The 19,027-nt window shown below is 54.8% G+C and carries 16 protein-coding genes; 8 read left to right on the top strand and 8 right to left on the bottom strand.

Translation table 11 applies throughout. The features are described 5' to 3' along the window. Nucleotides 1-2: 2 nt before the first annotated feature. From murG to ACTVJH_RS04450, 7 genes are all read left to right on the top strand, one after another. The gene (murG, locus tag ACTVJH_RS04480) at nucleotides 3-1,106 is read left to right on the top strand and encodes an undecaprenyldiphospho-muramoylpentapeptide beta-N-acetylglucosaminyltransferase (protein ID WP_455987885.1); all 1,104 of its coding nucleotides are present in this window, start codon (nucleotides 3-5) and stop codon (nucleotides 1,104-1,106) included. Between the two features lie 193 nt (nucleotides 1,107-1,299). Beyond that, nucleotides 1,300-2,664, top strand: a complete 1,365-nt coding sequence (gene murC / locus ACTVJH_RS04475; protein WP_455987883.1) for a UDP-N-acetylmuramate--L-alanine ligase — start codon at nucleotides 1,300-1,302, stop codon at nucleotides 2,662-2,664. Further along, complete coding sequence (gene murB / locus ACTVJH_RS04470; protein WP_455987881.1) at nucleotides 2,661-3,545, top strand: UDP-N-acetylmuramate dehydrogenase; 885 nt, start codon at nucleotides 2,661-2,663, stop codon at nucleotides 3,543-3,545. Before murC ends, murB begins: the two co-directional genes overlap by 4 nt. Nucleotides 3,546-3,562: 17 nt before the next feature. Next, a complete protein-coding gene (locus ACTVJH_RS04465) occupies nucleotides 3,563-4,360 on the top strand; it encodes a cell division protein FtsQ/DivIB (protein ID WP_455987879.1) in 798 nt (265 codons plus the stop codon). A gap of 105 nt (nucleotides 4,361-4,465) precedes the next feature. Beyond that, nucleotides 4,466-5,692: a cell division protein FtsA gene (gene ftsA / locus ACTVJH_RS04460; RefSeq protein WP_455987915.1), complete on the top strand. Its 1,227-nt coding sequence runs from the start codon at nucleotides 4,466-4,468 to the stop codon at nucleotides 5,690-5,692. A 116-nt stretch (nucleotides 5,693-5,808) separates the two neighbouring features. Further along, the gene (gene ftsZ, locus ACTVJH_RS04455) at nucleotides 5,809-7,074 is read left to right on the top strand and encodes a cell division protein FtsZ (protein WP_455987877.1); all 1,266 of its coding nucleotides are present in this window, start codon (nucleotides 5,809-5,811) and stop codon (nucleotides 7,072-7,074) included. Nucleotides 7,075-7,162: 88 nt separating this feature from the next. Next, a complete protein-coding gene (locus ACTVJH_RS04450; protein WP_455987875.1) occupies nucleotides 7,163-8,839 on the top strand; it encodes a radical SAM protein in 1,677 nt (558 codons plus the stop codon). 89 nt (nucleotides 8,840-8,928) lie between these two features. On the opposite strand, the gene ACTVJH_RS04445 is transcribed toward ACTVJH_RS04450, so the two are convergent. From ACTVJH_RS04445 to ACTVJH_RS04415, 7 genes are all read right to left on the bottom strand, one after another. Beyond that, nucleotides 8,929-9,822: an amino acid ABC transporter permease gene (locus ACTVJH_RS04445; protein WP_455987873.1), complete on the bottom strand. Its 894-nt coding sequence runs from the start codon at nucleotides 9,820-9,822 to the stop codon at nucleotides 8,929-8,931. Between the two features lie 66 nt (nucleotides 9,823-9,888). Further along, the gene (locus tag ACTVJH_RS04440; protein ID WP_455987913.1) at nucleotides 9,889-10,683 is read right to left on the bottom strand and encodes a transporter substrate-binding domain-containing protein; all 795 of its coding nucleotides are present in this window, start codon (nucleotides 10,681-10,683) and stop codon (nucleotides 9,889-9,891) included. 147 nt (nucleotides 10,684-10,830) lie between these two features. Beyond that, nucleotides 10,831-11,664 carry an amino acid ABC transporter permease gene (locus ACTVJH_RS04435; RefSeq protein WP_455987871.1) on the bottom strand — a complete coding sequence of 278 codons (834 nt, stop codon included), beginning with the start codon at nucleotides 11,662-11,664 and terminating at the stop codon, nucleotides 10,831-10,833. A gap of 146 nt (nucleotides 11,665-11,810) precedes the next feature. Then, on the bottom strand, nucleotides 11,811-12,245 hold the full coding sequence (locus ACTVJH_RS04430; RefSeq protein ID WP_455987869.1) for a DUF3783 domain-containing protein: 435 nt from the start codon (nucleotides 12,243-12,245) through the stop codon (nucleotides 11,811-11,813). Next, nucleotides 12,242-12,478: a hypothetical protein gene (locus tag ACTVJH_RS04425; RefSeq protein ID WP_455987867.1), complete on the bottom strand. Its 237-nt coding sequence runs from the start codon at nucleotides 12,476-12,478 to the stop codon at nucleotides 12,242-12,244. The genes ACTVJH_RS04430 and ACTVJH_RS04425 overlap by 4 nt, the downstream gene beginning before the upstream one ends. Nucleotides 12,479-12,482: 4 nt before the next feature. Continuing rightward, nucleotides 12,483-13,322 carry an MBL fold metallo-hydrolase gene (locus tag ACTVJH_RS04420; protein WP_455987865.1) on the bottom strand — a complete coding sequence of 280 codons (840 nt, stop codon included), beginning with the start codon at nucleotides 13,320-13,322 and terminating at the stop codon, nucleotides 12,483-12,485. A gap of 35 nt (nucleotides 13,323-13,357) precedes the next feature. Continuing rightward, entirely contained in the window at nucleotides 13,358-14,692 is a 1,335-nt protein-coding gene (locus ACTVJH_RS04415) for an SH3 domain-containing protein (RefSeq protein WP_455987863.1), read from the bottom strand. Nucleotides 14,693-15,244: 552 nt separating this feature from the next. Here ACTVJH_RS04415 and ACTVJH_RS04410 point away from each other — a divergent pair. Further along, the gene (locus tag ACTVJH_RS04410; protein WP_455987861.1) at nucleotides 15,245-16,900 is read left to right on the top strand and encodes a methyl-accepting chemotaxis protein; all 1,656 of its coding nucleotides are present in this window, start codon (nucleotides 15,245-15,247) and stop codon (nucleotides 16,898-16,900) included. Nucleotides 16,901-17,287: 387 nt separating this feature from the next. Here ACTVJH_RS04410 and ACTVJH_RS04405 read toward each other — a convergent pair whose 3' ends face one another. Next, on the bottom strand, nucleotides 17,288-18,889 hold the full coding sequence (locus ACTVJH_RS04405) for a peptide chain release factor 3 (protein ID WP_455987859.1): 1,602 nt from the start codon (nucleotides 18,887-18,889) through the stop codon (nucleotides 17,288-17,290). Between the last annotated feature and the right edge of the window lie 138 nt (nucleotides 18,890-19,027).

The raw sequence follows: 19,027 nt of genomic DNA, 5'->3' as shown, positions 1-19,027 counted from the left end.
CCGTGGAACGAATTATCCTGACTACAGGTGGCACCGGGGGCCATATCTTTCCAGCTCTGGCCGTGGCCGAAGCCGTTCGGGAACGCTTTCCGCAATGCTCGATCCTTTTTGTAGGGGGTACCCATGGACCCGAGGCCACCCTGGCCCAAGAGGCCGGGTTGCCATTCAGGACATTGCCCTCCCAGGGGATATTGGGAAAAGGTTTGGGGGCGGTTCCGGGTTTGGTCCGCCTGGCATGGGGTGTCATGCGGGGAATGGCCTTGATCCGTTCCTTCAAACCCGAGGTGGTTGTGGGGTTCGGAGGATATGCAGGATTTCCCGCGGTCATGGCCGGGAGCCTGCTCAAGGTACCTACAGCTGTTCACGAACAAAACAGCATCCCCGGGATGTGCAACCGGATGCTGGGCAAACGGGTCGATCGGATTTTCACTTCTTTTGAGGGTGCAGGGGATTTTTTCGATCCTGACAGAACAATCATGACCGGCAATCCCGTTCGAGCAGATATAGTCAAGCTCGGGCGACAGGATTCGGGAAAGGGATCCGGCCGTGGTAAACGGCTTCTCATTCTGGGAGGAAGCCAGGGTGCCACAGCGATCAACGATGCTGTCATGGAAATTCTACCCACCTTGTGCCGGGATCAGGTGGACATCTGGCATCAGACCGGAATCAAGGATTTTGAAAAGGTCAGGGCAAGATACCAGGATGTCTGTCCTGAAGGCCGCGTTGAGCCCTTTATCGCGGATATGGCCGCGGCCTACGAATTTGCCGATCTGGTCATCTGCCGGTCCGGGGCGACTACCCTTGCGGAATTGACCATCGCGGGCAAGGCGAGCGTTTTGATTCCTTTCCCCTATGCGGTGCACGGCCATCAGCTCAAGAACGCCCGGTATCTGGAAGAGGCCGGAGCCGCATTGGTCATGGTTCAAACGTATATGAGCGAAGTCAATGTGGCTGGTACCATTACCGACCTTCTGGCCATGCCTGAAAAATTGAGGGCCATGGGACATAGTGCCCGACGCCTGGGCAGACCGGATGCCGCAGGTGCCATTGTCGATGAGATGGTAGCGCTGATCAGCTCTGAAAAACCCTGCTCCACGGGGAATTAAGGACATTTTTGAGCAGGGACGGGTTGCAGGGCCCCGGAGATATTTGTCAGGGTTGGAGCTCCCCGTTTGAAAAGCGGCGAACGATAGATGATGAAAACACCGACAAGCAGTCGGTTATCCCAAAAGGATACCGGCGGTGATGTAACCGCCCGCAGGGTCCTCTTGGGCCGGGCGAGAGAGATAACTAAATTTTATGCGTAATAACATACAGAAAATACATATGGTCGGAATCGGCGGAACGGGCATGAGCGGTATCGCCGAGGTCCTTCTCAATCTCGGGTACGAGGTGACCGGGTCGGATCTGGGTCGCAGTCCGGTTATCGAACGGCTGGAGGGGTTGGGTGCACGTATCGCCCAGGGTCACGATGCCGCCAACCTCGAGGATGCACACGTCCTGGTACGCTCCTCGGCCATTGCCGAGGATAATCCCGAGGTGCTCAAGGCCCGCGAAAAGGGTATTCCGATCATCCCTCGGGCCGAGATGCTTGCTGAACTCATGCGCCTCAAGACCGGTATTGCCGTTGCCGGAACCCACGGCAAAACAACGACCACCTCGTTTCTGGCGACTATGTTCAAAGAGGCCGGTTTCGATCCCACGGTGATCATTGGCGGCATCCTCAATGCATACGGAAGCAATGCCATGCTCGGGGCGGGCGAGTATCTCATTGCCGAGGCCGATGAATCCGACGGCTCGTTTCTCTGCCTTTTGCCCATCCTGAATGTGGTCACCAATATCGATGCTGACCATCTGGATTTTTATGCTGACCTGAAAGATGTCCAGGAGAACTTTATCCAGTTCATGAATTCAATCCCTTTTTACGGGCTGAATGTGGTCTGCGGAGATGATCCCAACATCCAGGCGGTTCTGCCCCGGATCAAGCGCCCGGTCATGACCTACGGGTTCGGACCGGACAATGATCTGCGGGCCGAGGTGGAATCCTGCGAATACGGGTCCCGGTTCAGGGTCCTGCTCAAGGGGATTCCGTGGGGTGAAATTGTTCTGGCCCAGCCGGGAAGGCACAATATTCTGAATGCCCTGGGCGGGATAGGGGTGGCTCTCGAGGCCGGAGTGCCCAAAGAGGCCATTGTCAAAGGGTTGTCCACGTTCGGTGGTGTCGGGCGGCGATTCGAGCGGAAGGGGGAACGCAATCAGGTTCTCGTTATCGACGATTACGGGCATCATCCCACCGAGATCCGGGCAACTCTGAAGACGGCTCGGGAATGTTTTCCCGGCAAGAGGATTGTCGTTGCCTTTCAACCACACAGGTTTTCCAGGACCCAGGCGCTGTTCGGGGATTTCTGCACCTGTTTTGCCGATGGGGATGTCCTGCTTCTGACAGAAATCTATCCTGCCTCGGAAACCCCCATTCCCGGCGTCAATGGGTTGAATCTGGCCCGGGCCATCAAGCAGATTTCCGATGTGGATGTACATTTTTATGATGATTTCGAGGCCATGAGTGAGGCACTGCCGGGGCTTCTGCTGCCCGGTGATGTTTTTTTGACCATTGGGGCCGGAAATATCTGGTCCGTAGGGACAACGTATCTACAAGAGCCATGAAGATAACGGTTCAGCCACTTTTTCGGGAACTCACTACCCTGCGGCTGGGCGGACAGGCCCGGTGTCTGCTCGTTCCCGAATCCGATGGAGAGTATGAAGCCATCCCCCGGGAGGCTGAACGGTACGGCGGAAGTCTTTTTATCCTGGGCCGGGGATCGAATATCCTGGCTGAAGACGGCGCACACGACCTTGCCCTGATCCACCGTCCCTGTCTGGCTGAACCCGAGATAATCCGGGATACCGGGGAAAAGATACTGGTTGCCGTGGATGGGGGGATGGGACTGGCAGGTTTCATGTCCTGGTGCATCAAGCACGGCTGCTCGGGGCTGGAACCCATGGCCGGTATCCCCGGAAGTATCGGCGGGGCAGTAGCTATGAATGCGGGTTCACATGGGTGCGAATGTTTTGATCACATCCAGGCCGTTCGGGTATGGACCCCTGAAAAGGGGGTGTTCTGGGTCGAACGCGGAGCGTGCAGGGCAGGATACCGACGCTTTGATTTTCAGGGACATGACGGAATCTTTGCCGTGCTCGGCGTGCTCATAGCCCTGAAGAGGGATGCTCGCGGGTCCATACAAAACCGGGTCAGGACATGGTTCATGCGCAAAAAGAGTGTCCAGCCCCTGACCGCAGCAACAGCTGGATGCGTTTTTAAGAATCCTCTGAACCATTCAGCGGGGCGATTGCTCGATGAGGCGGGATTTCGGGGGTACACCCTTGGAGGAATGCGGTTTTCTCCCAAGCACGCCAATTTTTTGGAAAACGTCAACCAGGGGACTTCCTCCCAGGCCCTGGAATTGCTCTCTCTGGCCACAGAGAGCATCAAGGACCGTTACGGGATTCTGTTGGAGCGGGAGGTCGAGATGGTTACATGCCGGTAAGCATGCGGAGCAGGGTTATGAGAAAGAAGACTGCCGTCCGACGTTCCAACGCCTACAGGTCGAATCCCGGACTGTCCCTGGCAAGGCGGATGCTCTCCTGGGTGGCCTTCTGGTTCCGGATGGGCATAGGCATGGTTTTTATAGGCATCGTCAGTGTCGGTCTTCTCTATGCGTACCGTTATGTGACTGAGCAATCTTTTTTCGCATTGGATGAAGTGATCGTCAGCGGGAATTCCCACCGGGAAGATGCCACCCTTGTGAAGCTCGGCGGGATAGAATTGGGGAAGAACATTTTTGACTTGAGCATCAGCGAGATCCAGCAGCAACTGCTGAAGGATCCCTGGATTGAGAAAGCTTCTGTACGCAGAGTTTTGCCCGACCGGCTGGAAATTCTCGTGCGCGAAAGGCAGGCTTGTTTTTGGGTCACCAGGAAGAATCATCTCTGGTATGCGGACCGGCGGGGAGAGGAGATCGACAGGGTCGAACCGGCTCATTTCATTTCCCTTCCCGTTCTCGGAGGATCGGGGGAAGAAGATGCTCACCGAGATGCCCTTTCAAGGATCGTTGAACTTATGGATGCCAACAGTCTCCCTTTTGGGTTCGCGGCCATAGACAGCATGTGGCTCAAAGATGATGGAAGTCTGGAGTTGCTGCTCAACCAGCCCCGAATGAGCATCCGTATCGGAGTGAATAAACTGGAGACGAATTGCAGACGATTGGCTCTGGCTTGGGGCGATCTCGGAGAACGCAGGGAACTCCAGAAGGTGAAAAGTTTTCAGGCCGTTGCCGGCAAGGTGTGGGTCACGGTCGGTTAGACGATGATCGGATCCGAAGATGCCTGACCAACAGTCAATGAATGAATTCTCGTGGTGTGGATGGTGGGGGCCAAGGGTAGAAGATTTTCAACCAAGGATGTCATGATGGCCAAATCGGAACTTGTTGTAGGATTGGATATCGGAACCACGAAGATTTGCGCCGTGGTCGGAGAGGTAACCCCTGACGGGGTGGATGTGGTGGGAATCGGCACGAGTCCTTCCACCGGACTTCGCAAAGGCGTGGTCGTGAACATCGAGCAGACCGTGCAATCCATCAAAAAGGCTCTGGAAGAGGCCGAACTCATGGCCGGGTGCGAAATCCGATCCGTGTACGCGGGAATTGCCGGCAGCCATATCGCCGGATTCAACAGCCACGGGGTCATTGCTGTCAAAGGCGGTGAAGTGACAGCCCGGGACGTTGAGCGGGTTCTGGATGCAGCCAAGGCTGTGGCCATTCCCCTGGACCGTGAGGTCATCCATATCCTGCCCCAGGAGTATATTGTCGACGATCAGCGGGGAATTTCGGCGCCCCTGGGCATGGCTGGCGTCCGACTCGAGGTCAAGGTGCATATCGTCACCGGTGCGGTCACCAGTGCCCAGAATATTGTTCGATCCTGCCATCGTTCGGGGCTCGATGTGGAGGATATCGTTTTGGAATCCCTGGCCTCGGCCAAATCCATTCTCACAGACGAGGAACGTGAAATAGGGGTCGCCCTGGTGGATCTGGGCGGGGGCACCACGGATCTGGCCATTTTCAGCAATGATGCCATCAAGCACACCGCTGTGCTCGCCCTTGGAGGCGCCAATCTGACCAACGATATTGCCTTTGGATTGCGTACCCCCATGCAGGCGGCTGAACGGATCAAGGTCAAGTACGGATGTGCCTTGAGCGATCTGGTGGCCGGGGATGAGGTGATCGACGTTCCCAGCGTGGGCGGAAGGGATCCCAGACGTCTCTCCCGGCATGTTCTTGCCGAAATCTGTGAACCCCGGATGGAAGAGATTTTCGCCCTGGTCGACCAGGAACTGGTTCGCTCGGGATACAAAAAACTCATCGGAGCCGGAGTGGTTCTGACAGGCGGCGGTGCGCTGATCCAGGGGGCCCAGGATCTGGCTGAACAGGTCTTCAACGTCCCTGTCCGGGTGGGATTTCCCAAGGGGGTCGGCGGGCTGACCGATGTGGTCAAGAGTTCCATGTATGCCACGGCCGTGGGGTTGCTGCACTACGGAGCCGAAAAGGCGGGCATGAGACGCGGAATCAGAATCAGGGACAAGAACATGTTCAACCGAATTCTGACGTCCATGAAAAAATGGTTTGTGGATATTTCATAACGCAAGCAGTGACTGAACGCGCATACAGCGTGTTGTGAAAGATACAAGGAAGGGCCGGTCAAGGACGCGGTCCTCAGGAAATAGACGGAACATCCTGAAACTAGGGAGGAAAAGACATGGAATTTTTGGATCTTGAATCCGAAGACAACGCCAAAATACGCGTTGTCGGCGTTGGTGGCGGCGGCGGAAATGCGGTCAACAACATGATTTCTTCGGCCATGAAAGGGGTCACTTTCATCACGGCCAACACGGACATTCAGGCATTGAAGCATTCCAAGGCCGAGTTCAAGTTGCAACTCGGTGAAAAATTGACCAAGGGTCTTGGGGCGGGTGCCAATCCCGAGGTCGGCCGGGAGGCCGCTCTGGAAAGTATCGGTCAGATCAAGGAGACCCTGGGCGAATGCGACATGGTTTTTGTCACGGCCGGCATGGGCGGCGGCACCGGAACCGGGGCTGCTCCGATCATTGCCCAGGCAGCCAAAGAGATCGGTGCATTGACCGTGGCCGTTGTTACCAAGCCCTTTCAATTCGAGGGGAAGCGTCGCAAGATGCAGGCCGAGAAGGGGATCAAAGAGTTACGTGAGGTTGTGGACAGTATCATCACTATCCCCAACGACCGTCTCCTGACCCTGGCTTCCAAAAAGGCCACCTTCCTGGACATGCTGGTCAAGGCCGATGAGGTCCTTTTCTATGCGGTCAAGGGTATTTCCGATCTGATCATGGTGCCGGGGCTGATCAATCTGGACTTCGCCGACGTCAAGGCGGTCATGTCCGAGATGGGTCTGGCCATGATGGGTACGGGTATCGCCTCCGGAGAAGGCCGGGCCAGGGAAGCGGCCATGAAGGCCATTACCAGCCCTCTGCTCGAGGATGTTTCCATTGATGGTGCCCGGGGAGTTCTCATGAACATCACCTGCGGACCTGACCTGACCATCGACGAGGCCAGTGAGGCTGCCAGTCTGATCCATGAGGTGGCCTCTGACGATGCCAATATCTATTTTGGAACGGTATTCGATCAGAATATCGGTGACGAGATGCGGATCACGGTCATTGCCACGGGGATTGAAGAGGAAAACAGCCAGACAGGCAAAGAGACCGGCGGGTCCAATGTAACCAAGATTCCGCCCCGGCATAATCGGCAGGAAACTGCGGAGGTTTTGCGAACCAAGGCGAGCGATATCGATCAGGATGATCTGAATATCCCGGCCTATATCCGGATGAAGAAAAAAGGCCTTCAGGGGCCGGCTTCTTTCGAGGCCGCCAAGCAGACCTCCCGTCCGAACAGCACGGTTCAGTCTGGACCGGCTCCCGGCGGAGAAGATTTCATCTTTGACGAAGAAGAGTCGGAAATTCCCGCATTCATCCGAATGCAGGCGGATTGAACCTTTGAAGGGAGTCTCTCGGCAGGATCAGACGTTCTGTCGTCCCTGCAAAAATTCCGTGAGCATGACTATGTCCGGTGGCCAGAGTATGGAAGGACCTGAAAACGACTTCCTGTTCTGGGGATCGACCCCTCCCCGGATCAAGGATTGGGGCGGGCGGCTGCCCGTGGCCCTGGTCTTTCCGGAAAAGGAAAAATTCGCCCTGTCCACCCTGGGGTGGCAGGTGGTGTATCGGCTTCTTGCCGGGTCCACTGATTTTGTCGTCGAGCGGTTCTATGCCGACGACGGCAATTCTCCTCCCGTTTCAGCGGACTCCGGCAGAGACCTTGCTTCCTTTCCGTTGATCTGTTTCAGTCTTAATTTCGAGGGTGATTTCGTCACCACCCTCTCTCTGCTCAAACGGGCACATATCCCCCTTCGTTCCGCCGACCGACACGATTGGCCCCTGGTCATGGCCGGCGGACCCATTGCCTTTCTCAACCCCTTCCCCATTTTTCCCGCCCTGGATCTTCTTTTTGTGGGCGAGGCCGAACACGGATTTTTCGATCTGGCCCAGACCATAAAAAAATATTGGTTTGCCGGTAGTTCAAGGCAACAGGCCCTTGCCGATCTCTCCCTCAGTCCGGGAATTCTGGCCCATGGACAGGCAAATACCCGCGTCGTGCGCCGGGTTTTTGTCCAAGATTCTGATCGTCATCTGCCTGCTCCTGCGGCCTCCTGCTTTGTGAGTTCCCAATCGGAATTCAGGGACATGCTTCTTTTGGAGATCAATCGGGGATGTCCCTATGGGTGCCGGTTCTGTGCCGCTGGAAACATATATCGTCCTCCCCGGCAGTCACGGATCGAGGATCTCGAGGCCATTGTACGTACGGCCTCTCCCTTTAAAGTAGGCCTGGTGGGCACTGCCCTGACCGACTGGCCGGATCTGTTCCCGTTTTTGAAGTGGCTCCACGAAAAAAAGATCAAGTTTTCCCTGGGTTCTCTCCGGGCCGATGGGGCAACCCATGAATTTCTGACCTTTTTGCGTAAGACCGGAACCAGGAGCCTGACCTTTGCATTGGAAGGGGCCAGCAAAAGGCTGCGAAGGGCCATGAACAAGAATCTGGACGAAAATGCTTTGCTTGAGGCGGTGACCCTGGCCAGCGAGCTGCAGTTCAACACCCTGAAGCTCTATTTGATCGTCGGGTGGCCCGGGGAAACAGATGAAGATTTCGATGAGCTGGACGGGTTCCTGGACCGAGTCCAGGAGGCCAGAGCGGCCGGCCAGGGTAAGAAGTCCAAGGGCATCGGGCTGATACAGGTCAGTGCCAGCTGTCTGGTCCCCAAGCCGTGGACCCCTTTGCAATGGGCCCCCATGGACAGCGAGGCCGGACTCAAATCCAAGATGAAGCGGCTCAAGACGATTATCAAGTCCAAGCGAGGAATGCGTTTCTCCGGCGAAAATCCCCATCAGGCCAGGATTCAGGGACTGCTCTCCAAGGGGGATGAGCGGTTGTTCGAGCTGCTCTGCCGGGTCGAGGAAACAGGAAGCTGGGAACAGGGTTTGTCGCGCTGGAAAGGCGATTTCTCCTGGTATGCGGATCGGACCCGCGATGAAGACGAGATCTTCCCCTGGGACCGTCTGGATATCGGAGTGGACAAGGCGTATCTGTGGAAGGAGTGGCTTCGATTTCACCAGGGGGTGCAGACCCCTCCCTGTCCGGCTTCAGGATGCGAACGCTGCGGCCGCTGCGGTTTTGACATGAAAATTCTTACTCGGGATTGATTCCGAACGAGTTGGAGTGACTGGTTGTTGCGGTCATCGATATGCCATTTGCTATCGAGATTCATCCGTCGATAACAAAGCGGATATGTTCACCCCTGCTCGCGCCTTCGCAGGGCGAGTTCAAGTCTTCTGGCCAGCAGGGAACAGCCAAAGGTGAGAGTGAAGTACATCAGGGTGATGGTAATCCAGATTTCGAAGGTGAGATAGGTAGCGGCCATGAGTTCCATGCCCTGGAAGGTCAGTTCCTGGATGGAAATGACCGAGACAATGGCTGAATCCTTGATGGTTGAGATGAATTGTCCGGCCAGCGGGGGAAGGACCATGCGTACGGCCTGGGGCAGGATGATGAAACGCATTGATCCCCACCAGTTGAATCCCAGGGCGTTCGCCGCCTCCCATTGTCCTGATTCCACGGAAATGATACCGCTGCGAACGATTTCCGTGATATAGGCTCCTTCATACATACCGAGTGTGATCACGGCTGTGAGGAATGAGGCAAGCTGCGTTGTGGGGCCGAAAAGCCATTCCAGAACGGTTTTGGTCACGGGTGGACAGTGGTCCACACAATTTTCAATGCCCAGAAGGGGCATGATCTGTTCGCCGATGAAAAAATAGAAGATGAATACCAGGACCAGGGGGGGGAGATTTCGGCTCAGGGAAACATAGGCTCCACCGAGCCATCGTCTGACCCTGCGTGTGCTGATGCGCATAAATCCCATGCACACGCCGATAAGCGTTGCCAGGATGGTCGACCAGATGCTCAATCGTATGGTGGTCATCAGCCCCTGGATGAGGATGTTGGATACCCAACGTTCCTGGTCCGCATCATACCTGAAAAGATACTGGGGAATGATTGACCACTCCCAGGTATAGTCGAGGTTGATTCGGGCCTGATGGAACAGCCATCCTGCCCCGCCCAGAAGGATGAGCAGGATGATCAGGTCGAGAAAGGTCAGCTTGCGCGGCGAAGGTGGTCGATGCATGAGAAAAGGACGCCTGCGGGAAAGAACACCGCAGGCTTTTTTATGGATGTTGAGGAGATATCTGCCCTATTTGAGCTGCTTTTCCCACTCGAGGGTATTGAACCAATAATCGTACCTGGCCTCCAGCCAACCCTCGGATGAGGTGACGATGATCCAGTTGTTCAGGAAGTTCAAGAAATCAGGGTCGCCTTTTTTGATAGCAAAGCCAATGGGTTCCTTGGTAAATGTGGATTTGTCCAGGGGGAGAAAGAGTTTGTCGGCATGCCGGAGGGTCTGATGCGCTGGGAAGGGGGCCGAAGCGACCATGGCATGGGCCTTGCCGATGAGCACTTCCTGCAGGGCCTGGGCCTCATCGTCGAAGAGTCGCAAGGTCGCTTTGGGCATGAATCGTTTGGCCGCCTGGACGGGGGTGGCTCCGGTCCGGGCAGAGAGGGTCACCGAAGGGGTGTTGAAATCTTCCAGCGAGTCGAATCCCCGGGCGAGTTTTTTGTTGGCCACCATGGACATGCCCGAGTATTCGTACGGGATGGTGAAATTGACCTTGAGATTGCGCCTGGGTGTGATGCCCATCCCGCCGATGATGATGTCGAATTTTCCGGTCAAAAGGGCCGGGATGATCCCCGACCATTTGGTGGGTATGAATTCGGGAGTGACCCCCATGTCCTGAGCAAGCCGCGTGGCTACGTCTATTTCATAACCAATGAAGGTGCCGGTCTTATCATTCATGGCCCATGGGACAAAGGTGGCAAAACCGATTCGCAATTTACCGCTTCTGACGATTTTTTCCAGGGAACCTGCATCACGCAGCTGCTCTGTAAGGGGTTGGGCCATGGCCAGATTGGCTGTGGTCAAAAAAATCATACCGCATAAGAAAAGTGAAAACTTTGTTAATCGCGTGCACATGCCTGGTCCTCCTTGGAGATGGTGTGTTGAAGATGTGCGCGGGGCACAATACCGATTGATTTAGAGAAGACATCGACGCGGGAGAGCAACCCGCTGACCATAAATTCACCATGCCCATTTTTCCAACAGGAGGACCAGAACGGAGAGAAATCCGGTCAGGAGCAGATAGATTGCTGCCACGGTGAACCAGATTTCAAAGGTCAGAAAGGACTCCGCAATGATCGCCTGGCCCTGCATGGTCAGATCATAGACAGCAATGGTGCTGACCAGGGCGGAATCTTTGATCAGGGAAATGCCCTGGCTGGTCAATGGGGGGATGATTCTGCGCAAGGCCTGAGGCAGGATGATCAGCTGGTAGAGATCAAACGTGGACAAGCCCAGACTGTATCCGGCCTCCCACTGCCCCTTGGGAATGGAACGGATCCCGGCCCTGAAGATTTCCGAGGCGTATGCCCCTTCGAAGAGACTGAGCGCCAGGACCGCGATGGCGAACCTGTCCAGTCCGATGATCGGTGAGATGACGAAATAAAGAAAAAAGATCTGGATGAGCAGCGGGGTGTTTCGGATGAATTCGAGATAGACCCTGGCCGTACTCCGGGCCATGAAGGAAGGGGAAAGCCGCATCATGGCCGTGGTCAGGGCGATGCTGAAGGCGAGGACCAGACTGCATCCGATGATCTTCAGGGTAATGGCCAGCCCGTCAAGCAGTGGCCCGGGGACACAACCGGAATCCTGCCAGGTAAAAATGTATCTGGGAACCTGATACCATTGCCAGTTGTATCCGAGATTCATCGAGCCATGGACAATGAGCCAGGCCAAAAGGGCCAGAATCCCCAGAAATTTGGCAAGATCGATGAACCAGGCCGTGGCGGTTTTCCAAGAGAAGAACGGCCTCGGGCTTCGTAGCAGGGGCATGGCTGTCAAAGGAGGAATTGTCATGGATGCCCTTTTCTCATTGACCCTTGCACAAAAATCATCGTGGGGGAAATCCTTTCATGGTTTGCAGGGGCTCGTGTTGCCACGTGTGATCGGCCCGTTTAAACAGGCAGCTGCAGACCTAAAAAGGTATAAAAGAGCTTGGTTATCTACGAGGTCGACCTGTTTTGCAAGGTCTGATGCTCCATGGTGAGCTCCTTCAGGAGGTCTTTCAGGGACCAGGTTGCGGAAGTCGGGGTCAAGGTCGCCCAGACAGGTCGGGGCAGGGGAAGGGTCTTGTAGAATTGCATGAAGGAATGCAGCTCATGCTCAAGCAGTCCGGCCATGATTACAAAAGGGGTGGCAAGGGATGAGTCGGTTGTCAAAACAGCTTGCCCGTCCCTGGTAAAGAGTTCCTCGAGCGTGAGCGATTCATCTGACTCCTCGGGGCAGATCATGGGCAGATCCGTGAAGACATCGGAATGTTCCAGGGCATCACGCAGGAGTTGCCGCTTGGGATAGGCCAGGCCGTGGACAAGGATTTTTCGGGGGCCATAGAGCCGGTTGTTCGTCTTTTCCACTTTTTTGAAGGTGTTTTCGGTCATGATGGGTGCTCCGATGGTTCAGGGGATGTTGCGGCCTGTCGAACCCGCTGGAGAAGAATGTTTGGGTCAAGATCATACTTTACAGCCATTGTTTCCAGGGTTTCAAACAAGGCGTTACAGAGAACGCATTCCCCGGCCTGCTGGTCATAGCTGCGGAAAACAGGTTCGGTCGTGCGGTATGTGGCAACAATGTCGAGAATTTTTGATGCAAGGGTGATTTCTTGCGGGGTCATGGCATCAATCCTCATAGTTCAGGTGCAGGCCCGATCCGACTTCCTGTACGGGAAGGGCGGCCGCCAGGGCGATTTTACTTCCAAGATCCGTGCAGTGGCAGGGATGAAGCGATTGAATGTTTTGGGCCGCCAGATAGCCCGTGGTCTGTTCCATGCGGGATGGAGACGGGGATTGGAGATGAAATCCGCCGATAATATCCTGGATCTGTTTGGTCTTGCAGACTTTTTTCGCGTATTCGACAGTATTGCAGATCCCGGCATGGGCACAGCCGGTGATGATCACCAGCCCCTTGTCTCCCACATAGGCCAGGGAAGAATCGTCTGCAAGCGCATCGGGTATCATGATGCCATCGTGTTCCACTTTTCCGAGCCCGGATTGCTCAAAAGGAAAAATACGGGGAATTTCTCCCAGATAGACGAGACGGTTCGTGAGCCACACGGGATCGCGGGTCAATCGAATGTCCATGTGTCGCTTGAGTTTGTTTTTTGAAATGAGTGAACCGATTTCGGGAAGTCCGAGGTCGGTCTTGGTGGCGAAAACCTCTGGATGCGCTATCAGGGTCGGGCGGCGGACAGGCTGTCCCTCGATCATGGTCTCGGTCATTCCCCGGATCAGCGGGTCCAGCCCCCAGGTGTGGTCCAGGTGCCCATGGGAGAGGGCGACCCATTCAAGATCCATGAGGTTGATTCCCAGTTTGTGGGCGTTGGTCATGAACGCATTGCTGTAGCCGAGATCGAAGAGCACCCTGGTTTCCTGGTCCTCGATGAACAGGGATATGCCGGGTTCGCCCAGAAGATAGCGGTCGATGAGGGTGTTGTTGTCTACGAGTACCGTCAATTGCATGATTCTCTCTCAAAGGTTTGGTGAAGACGACAGGATCAGGGCAAGATGCTCATCCCGCTGATTTTGTTGATCAACAGCCCCCCGGGCCTGTCCAGATCGGACAACTCGGCTCCGGGATACAATGACGTGAGCACGGTTCTGCCGATGATATGCCGCCCCTCCTTGCCGGTCAGGGTTTTGGTCTTCAGTCCCCAGGTATTGTGCAGGATGACGGGTTGTCCCTGATATTCTCCCACATACAGAGTGACGTGGCCCGGCATCCAGAAGAGGGTTCTGAACGGAATACCCTGTTCCAGGATGGTTTTTTCCTTGTCCCTGGGGGACAACCCTGCAAGTTCAATCCGTTTTCCCTGTTCGGCCTGTTGGGATGAGTTCCGATTCAGCCAGATACCGAAAGGGGTCATGAAATCGCGTGTCATGGCCGAGCAATCTCGGTTGGCGTACATGCCTCCCCAACCGTAGGGCTGTTCCATGAATCCCTGGGCCACAAAGATATGATGGATCCGGGTCATGGGCAGAGGAAAGGATGTCATGTTCAATCCTTCCATGTTGGCCGTGACCAGGACAGCCCGTCGGGATGCGTCCGCAACCGGGATGAGCAGACGAGGTTCCTCCCGATCGCTTGTCTCGACAGGATAGAGAGCACCGATATGGGTCAGGAATCTGAAGACTCCCTGGGTATCCACAACAGGAAGATCGTCTCGCAGGGGCACTGCAAAACGATCGGATTCGAACCTGGCGACAAAGGTTTCCTCCACCCGGGCCAGGTCGTTCATGGGAACCCATCCATAGACGAATCCGGCCTCGATCAGGGCCCATGCCCTGTCCCCGGAAAGGTGGCAGATATGCACGGGCGTGCCCGCCCAGATGATCGAATATTGCATGTAGTCGAAGGGATAGCCTTCGCCGGGACGGTCAAAGGGATAGAAACCCGGGCGGTTGGTCGGCAGGGCTCGGACATGGCTGTTTCTGATGGTTATTGCCCGATCATCCTGATTGGGAAATCCGTCCAGATCGCACCGGGCAATGAGGTGATCCAGGCGGTCGGCCGGCCAGGGGAGCAGGTTTTCTCCGACCAGGTCTTTGCCGATAAAGCCGGTGGTGAACCGGAGGAGTTTTTCAGCAGGGTAGAGAGTGGTCGCGTTCAGATGCCAGGGAGCGAAGAAGTGTTCCAGATATTGCCGGGAGACTGTGGACTGATCCACAACACATTTTTTTGGGTCGGGCATGGGGGCATGGTGGTCGGATGCCATGCATGACACGTCCTGGGGAATGGTCTGCAGATCCCGGATGATCCCGTCGGAAGGGCCCCTGGAACATGCCGAACAAAGAAAGACGAGAAGATAAAACGCAATCAGGGTTGGTCGCATAGATAGGCATTGAGGGATGTGACGCATATTGATCAAAGCTTCCCGTTCGGGTTTTTGGGACAAGGCGATTGACTCTGTCCTGAAATGTTTTTACAAATACACCATCTGCTAATCCAATAATGCATAAAAGGGAAGGTTACGGGTATGGATGCTAGCTTGCAGGAAATGATTAAGCCATTGACATTCAAGGAAGTTTTGTTTGCAGATGAAAAAAGGGCCGCTATTGATTTCGGTCATTGCATTTGCGTGTTTGAACATCATGGGGGCACCTGGCATACAGTGGGGACCTCGGAGAATGGAGAAAGCGGTCTTTTTTACGAAGAGGCCAAAAAGGTTTTTGCAGATCGGGCCGAGGTTGCTCAGCGTTTGTAAACCTTAGCTCGTTCATCTGACACACGGCGAAAAGGCGGAATATGATCCGTTTTTTCGCCTTTTTTTTGGAGTTGTCTGTTGCTCTTGTGGTACAAACAGAGTAGAAAAATTGCCAAATATCATGGTAAAGATTTTTGCTACGCTCTATTGGTTTCTCTCAAGTAATCCCAAGAGGTGATCATGAAAATCCAAAATACGCGGACCTGGTTTCTGCTGGTCTGCACCGGCTGTGTATCCATCCTCGTTCTGGCTTTGGTTGTGCTTGCGGGTGTCACGACGCACCTCCTTGGCATGGAATATTCACAAGCCGTCATGGATGGTTCCCAAACACCCTTATCAGCTGACGCTGTTGCCTCATGGACACAGACGATGGGGATCTCCCTGCTCATTTTCGGAGGCCTTTTAGCCGGCGTCATCCTCGTACTGCTGTACGTCTTTTATTGCCGTTGTGTTTCTCGCCCTCTGGATCGTATCGGAACATTTGTTCAAAAGATAGCATCCGGCAATTTCGAGGCTGAACTCGAGGGCAGCTTTAAAAACGAATTCAAGACGCTGGCCAAAGATATCACCGGGATGACCGATAATCTCAAGGAAAAGCTGGGGGTTGCCCAAAGCGTTTTGGAAGGGTTGCATGTTCCGTCCCTGGTTATTGGTACGGACTGTCGGATACAGTTCGTCAATCCGGAGCTGCTCGCCTTGTTCGGAAAACAGGGTGATGCTGCGGATTATCTGGGGCAGGATCTGGCTGCGTGCATACCTGGAGGCCACCATACAGGGGGGCTGTGTCAGGATGTCATGGAGAGCGGGGAGGTCAAGACGACGCTTCTGTCTCTTGAAACAGAGCAGAAAGAGTCCGTTCATCTTCAGCTGACAGGCAGTCCACTACGAAATCTTAACGGGGAGATGGTTGGGGTTTTGGGAACCTGGTTCGATATGACCAAGGTCACGGAACAGGGACGCTTGATAACCGAACAGAACAAGCGACTACAGATAAGTGCGGAAGAGGCTGTCGATATTGCCGAACATCTTGCCGAAGCTGCTGATGAACTGAGTTCCCGTGGGGATGAAATCACTGGAGGGGCACAGACCCAGGGGCAGCGCATTGGTGAGATGGTCACTGCCCTGGAAGAAATGAACGCCACGGTCATCGAGGTGGCCAGGAATGCCTCCGGAGCGGCCGAGGTCGCGGAAACAGCCAAGAAGGAAACACTGGAGGGCGCCGAGGAGGTGGACCAGGTGGTCGTTTCCACTGCCAAGGTACAAAAATCTGTTCTGGCCCTGAATCGTTCCTTGAAGGTTTTGGGGGACAATGCCGGAGATATCCGGAGTGTGATCGAATTCATCAATGATATCGCGGACCAGACCAACCTACTTGCCCTGAATGCGGCCATCGAGGCGGCACGCGCCGGTGACGCCGGGCGCGGATTCGCCGTGGTGGCCGACGAGGTGCGCAAATTGGCGGAAAAGACCATGGATTCGGTCAAAAAGGTTGGACCCATTATCGCGACGATTTTAACCGGAGTGGACGAGAACCTGGAATCTTCGTCAGCGGTGGTAGAGAATATCAAGGCCGATGTTCAGCGGGCCAGAGAGGTCAGAAACAGGATTCGGAGCATTGTCCAGTACATTGAAAAAAGTGCAGCCCAGATTCAGAGCATAGCCACGGCTGCCGAGGAGCAGTCCGCTGCCTCGGAACAGATCGCCCAGTCTGCCGAGGAAGTGAATGTCATTGCCACAAAAACATCCAGCGCCATGGAAGAGACTTCTCGGGCAACAGCCGAGCTGTCGCGATATGCCAATGAATTGAACGAAATCATCCAGACCATGCAGCAATGATCATGTCGGTTTGATCAGTCGCAGACGATTGAAGGGATTGATTCGGTCCATCCCTCAAACAAAAAAACGCCATCGAATGTTTTTTATTCGATGGCGTTTTTTTGTGGGCTGTTGGGCTGAATGGTTCCCGGGCTGGCAGTGCCCGGCACTTCCAAAAGGATCACAAATTCGTAACTATTCAGGTGCATTTCTCAAGAATCAGAATTACGAATTTAAGAAATTTAAGAGATTTAAGAAATTACAAGCGGTTAGCGTCCAGATCCTCAATTTCTAAAATTTCTGAAATCCTTAAATCTCTGAAATTTACGGGCTGGCACTCAAATCTAACGATATATTCCAGCCTGTTGCTCCTGCTAAATTTTGACCTGAATAGTTACACAAATTCTTTTATATTTTTTCCCGGGTGGTATGGAAGACAATGTCCGGCCACTGTTCCATGGTGTAGTCCAGCCGCCATTTGCTCGGGGCAAGGTAGGTCAGGGCGCCTTCCGCATCCAGGGCCATGTTGGCCTGGAACTCCCGGCCGAATTGATCAAGAATTTTTTGCTGGTCGCAGGTGACCCATCGGGCAGTTTCCGTTTGGACCGGTTCGTAAATGGCCTCGACACCGTATTCGTCTTTCAAGCGAGCGATGATCACGTCGAACTGAAGGACGCCAACGGCTCCGAGAATATAGTCGTTGTTGCTCATGGGCCTGAAGAGCTGCACGGCCCCCTCTTCGGAGAGCTGGGTGAGCCCCTTGTTCAGCTGTTTGGATTTGAGGGGATTTTTCAGAATGACCCGCCTGAAGTGTTCGGGCGCGAAATTGGGGATGCCGGTGAACTTGAGAACTTCCTTGTCGGTGAAGGTGTCGCCGATACGGATGGTCCCATGGTTGTGTACGCCGATGATGTCTCCGGGCCAGGCCTCTTCCACACCGGTTCGGTCCTGGGCCATGAAGATGGTCGCGTTGGAGATCTGGATCTCCTTGCCCAGGCGGTGGTGGCGAACCTTCATCCCCCGGGTGAATTTGCCCGAGCAGATGCGCATGAAGGCCAGCCGGTCCCTGTGGGCCGGATCCATATTTGCCTGGATTTTGAAGGCCACGCCGGAAAATTCCGGTTCATACGGTGAGACTTCCCGGGTTGTTGTCTGTCGAGGCTGGGGGGCTGGAGCCAGTTCCACAAAGGTGTCCAGAAGCTCCTGAACGCCGAAGTTGTTGATCGCGCTGCCAAAGAAGACCGGTGTCTGGAGTCCCTTGAGGTAGCGTTCCCGGTCAAAGGGAAATCCGGCACCCTCGACGAGCTCAAGGTCCATGCGCAATTCATCGGCATACGCGCCCAGTATTTCGTCCAGCTTGGGGTCATCGAGGTCGGTGATCACGATGCCCTCCTGGATTTTACCCCCATGGGTGGCGGAAAAAAGATGGAGCTGTTTTTTGTGGATATTGTATGTTCCTCGGAAACCTTTGCCCATGCCGATGGGCCAGGATAGAGGGGCACATTCGATCTTCAGGGTCTTTTCGATGTCTTCGAGGATGTCCAGGGGTTCCAGTCCATCCCGGTCGAGTTTGTTCACAAAGGTCATGATCGGGGTGTCGCGCATGCGGCAGACGTCCATGAGTTTGCGGGTCTGCACCTCGACCCCTTTGGCGCTGTCAATGACCATGAGGGCGGAGTCCACCGCCGTAAGCACCCTGTAGGTATCTTCGGAAAAATCCTGATGGCCCGGGGTATCCAGAAGATTGATCTCGTAATCGCGATAATTGAACTTCATCACCGAGGTGGTCACGGAGATGCCACGTTCCTGTTCCATGGCCATCCAGTCGGAGGTTGCGTAGCGATTGGCCTTGCGTGATTTGATGGTCCCGGCCATCTTGATGGCCCCTCCATAGAGGAGGAGTTTTTCGGTCAGGGTGGTCTTTCCGGCGTCGGGATGGCTGATGATCCCGAAGGTCCGGCGTCTGTCCACCTCCTTGGTCAATTCTTTGATGGAAATGTCTGATGCCATGGGGGTACCTCGAATATGAAAATCTTGTCCCGCAACCTGGCGGGAAAGGCGGGATGATTGTGTAAAAGATTGGTAGACGGGCGTCCAAAGAACGTTCGAGCCGAATAAATTGAGAGATATTCAGGGAAAGGTCAAGGG

This window comes from Desulfoplanes sp. PS50, assembly GCF_053851535.1.
The sequence above is the reverse complement of the archived record's forward strand: the minus strand, read 5'-3'. Positions and strand labels throughout refer to the sequence as shown.

What these genes read in the sequence shown, in the direction of transcription:
- murC (WP_455987883.1), top strand. Translation starts at nt 1,300, where the DNA reads ATGCGTAATAACATACAGAAAATACATATGGTCGGAATCGGCGGAACG.
- murB (WP_455987881.1), top strand. Translation starts at nt 2,661, where the DNA reads ATGAAGATAACGGTTCAGCCACTTTTTCGGGAACTCACTACCCTGCGG.
- ACTVJH_RS04465 (WP_455987879.1), top strand. Translation starts at nt 3,563, where the DNA reads ATGAGAAAGAAGACTGCCGTCCGACGTTCCAACGCCTACAGGTCGAAT.
- ftsA (WP_455987915.1), top strand. Translation starts at nt 4,466, where the DNA reads ATGGCCAAATCGGAACTTGTTGTAGGATTGGATATCGGAACCACGAAG.
- ftsZ (WP_455987877.1), top strand. Translation starts at nt 5,809, where the DNA reads ATGGAATTTTTGGATCTTGAATCCGAAGACAACGCCAAAATACGCGTT.
- ACTVJH_RS04450 (WP_455987875.1), top strand. Translation starts at nt 7,163, where the DNA reads ATGGAAGGACCTGAAAACGACTTCCTGTTCTGGGGATCGACCCCTCCC.
- ACTVJH_RS04445 (WP_455987873.1), bottom strand. Translation starts at nt 9,822, where the DNA reads ATGCATCGACCACCTTCGCCGCGCAAGCTGACCTTTCTCGACCTGATC.
- ACTVJH_RS04440 (WP_455987913.1), bottom strand. Translation starts at nt 10,683, where the DNA reads ATGATTTTTTTGACCACAGCCAATCTGGCCATGGCCCAACCCCTTACA.
- ACTVJH_RS04435 (WP_455987871.1), bottom strand. Translation starts at nt 11,664, where the DNA reads ATGACAATTCCTCCTTTGACAGCCATGCCCCTGCTACGAAGCCCGAGG.
- ACTVJH_RS04430 (WP_455987869.1), bottom strand. Translation starts at nt 12,245, where the DNA reads ATGACCGAAAACACCTTCAAAAAAGTGGAAAAGACGAACAACCGGCTC.
- ACTVJH_RS04425 (WP_455987867.1), bottom strand. Translation starts at nt 12,478, where the DNA reads ATGACCCCGCAAGAAATCACCCTTGCATCAAAAATTCTCGACATTGTT.
- ACTVJH_RS04420 (WP_455987865.1), bottom strand. Translation starts at nt 13,322, where the DNA reads ATGCAATTGACGGTACTCGTAGACAACAACACCCTCATCGACCGCTAT.
- ACTVJH_RS04415 (WP_455987863.1), bottom strand. Translation starts at nt 14,692, where the DNA reads ATGCGACCAACCCTGATTGCGTTTTATCTTCTCGTCTTTCTTTGTTCG.
- ACTVJH_RS04410 (WP_455987861.1), top strand. Translation starts at nt 15,245, where the DNA reads ATGAAAATCCAAAATACGCGGACCTGGTTTCTGCTGGTCTGCACCGGC.
- ACTVJH_RS04405 (WP_455987859.1), bottom strand. Translation starts at nt 18,889, where the DNA reads ATGGCATCAGACATTTCCATCAAAGAATTGACCAAGGAGGTGGACAGA.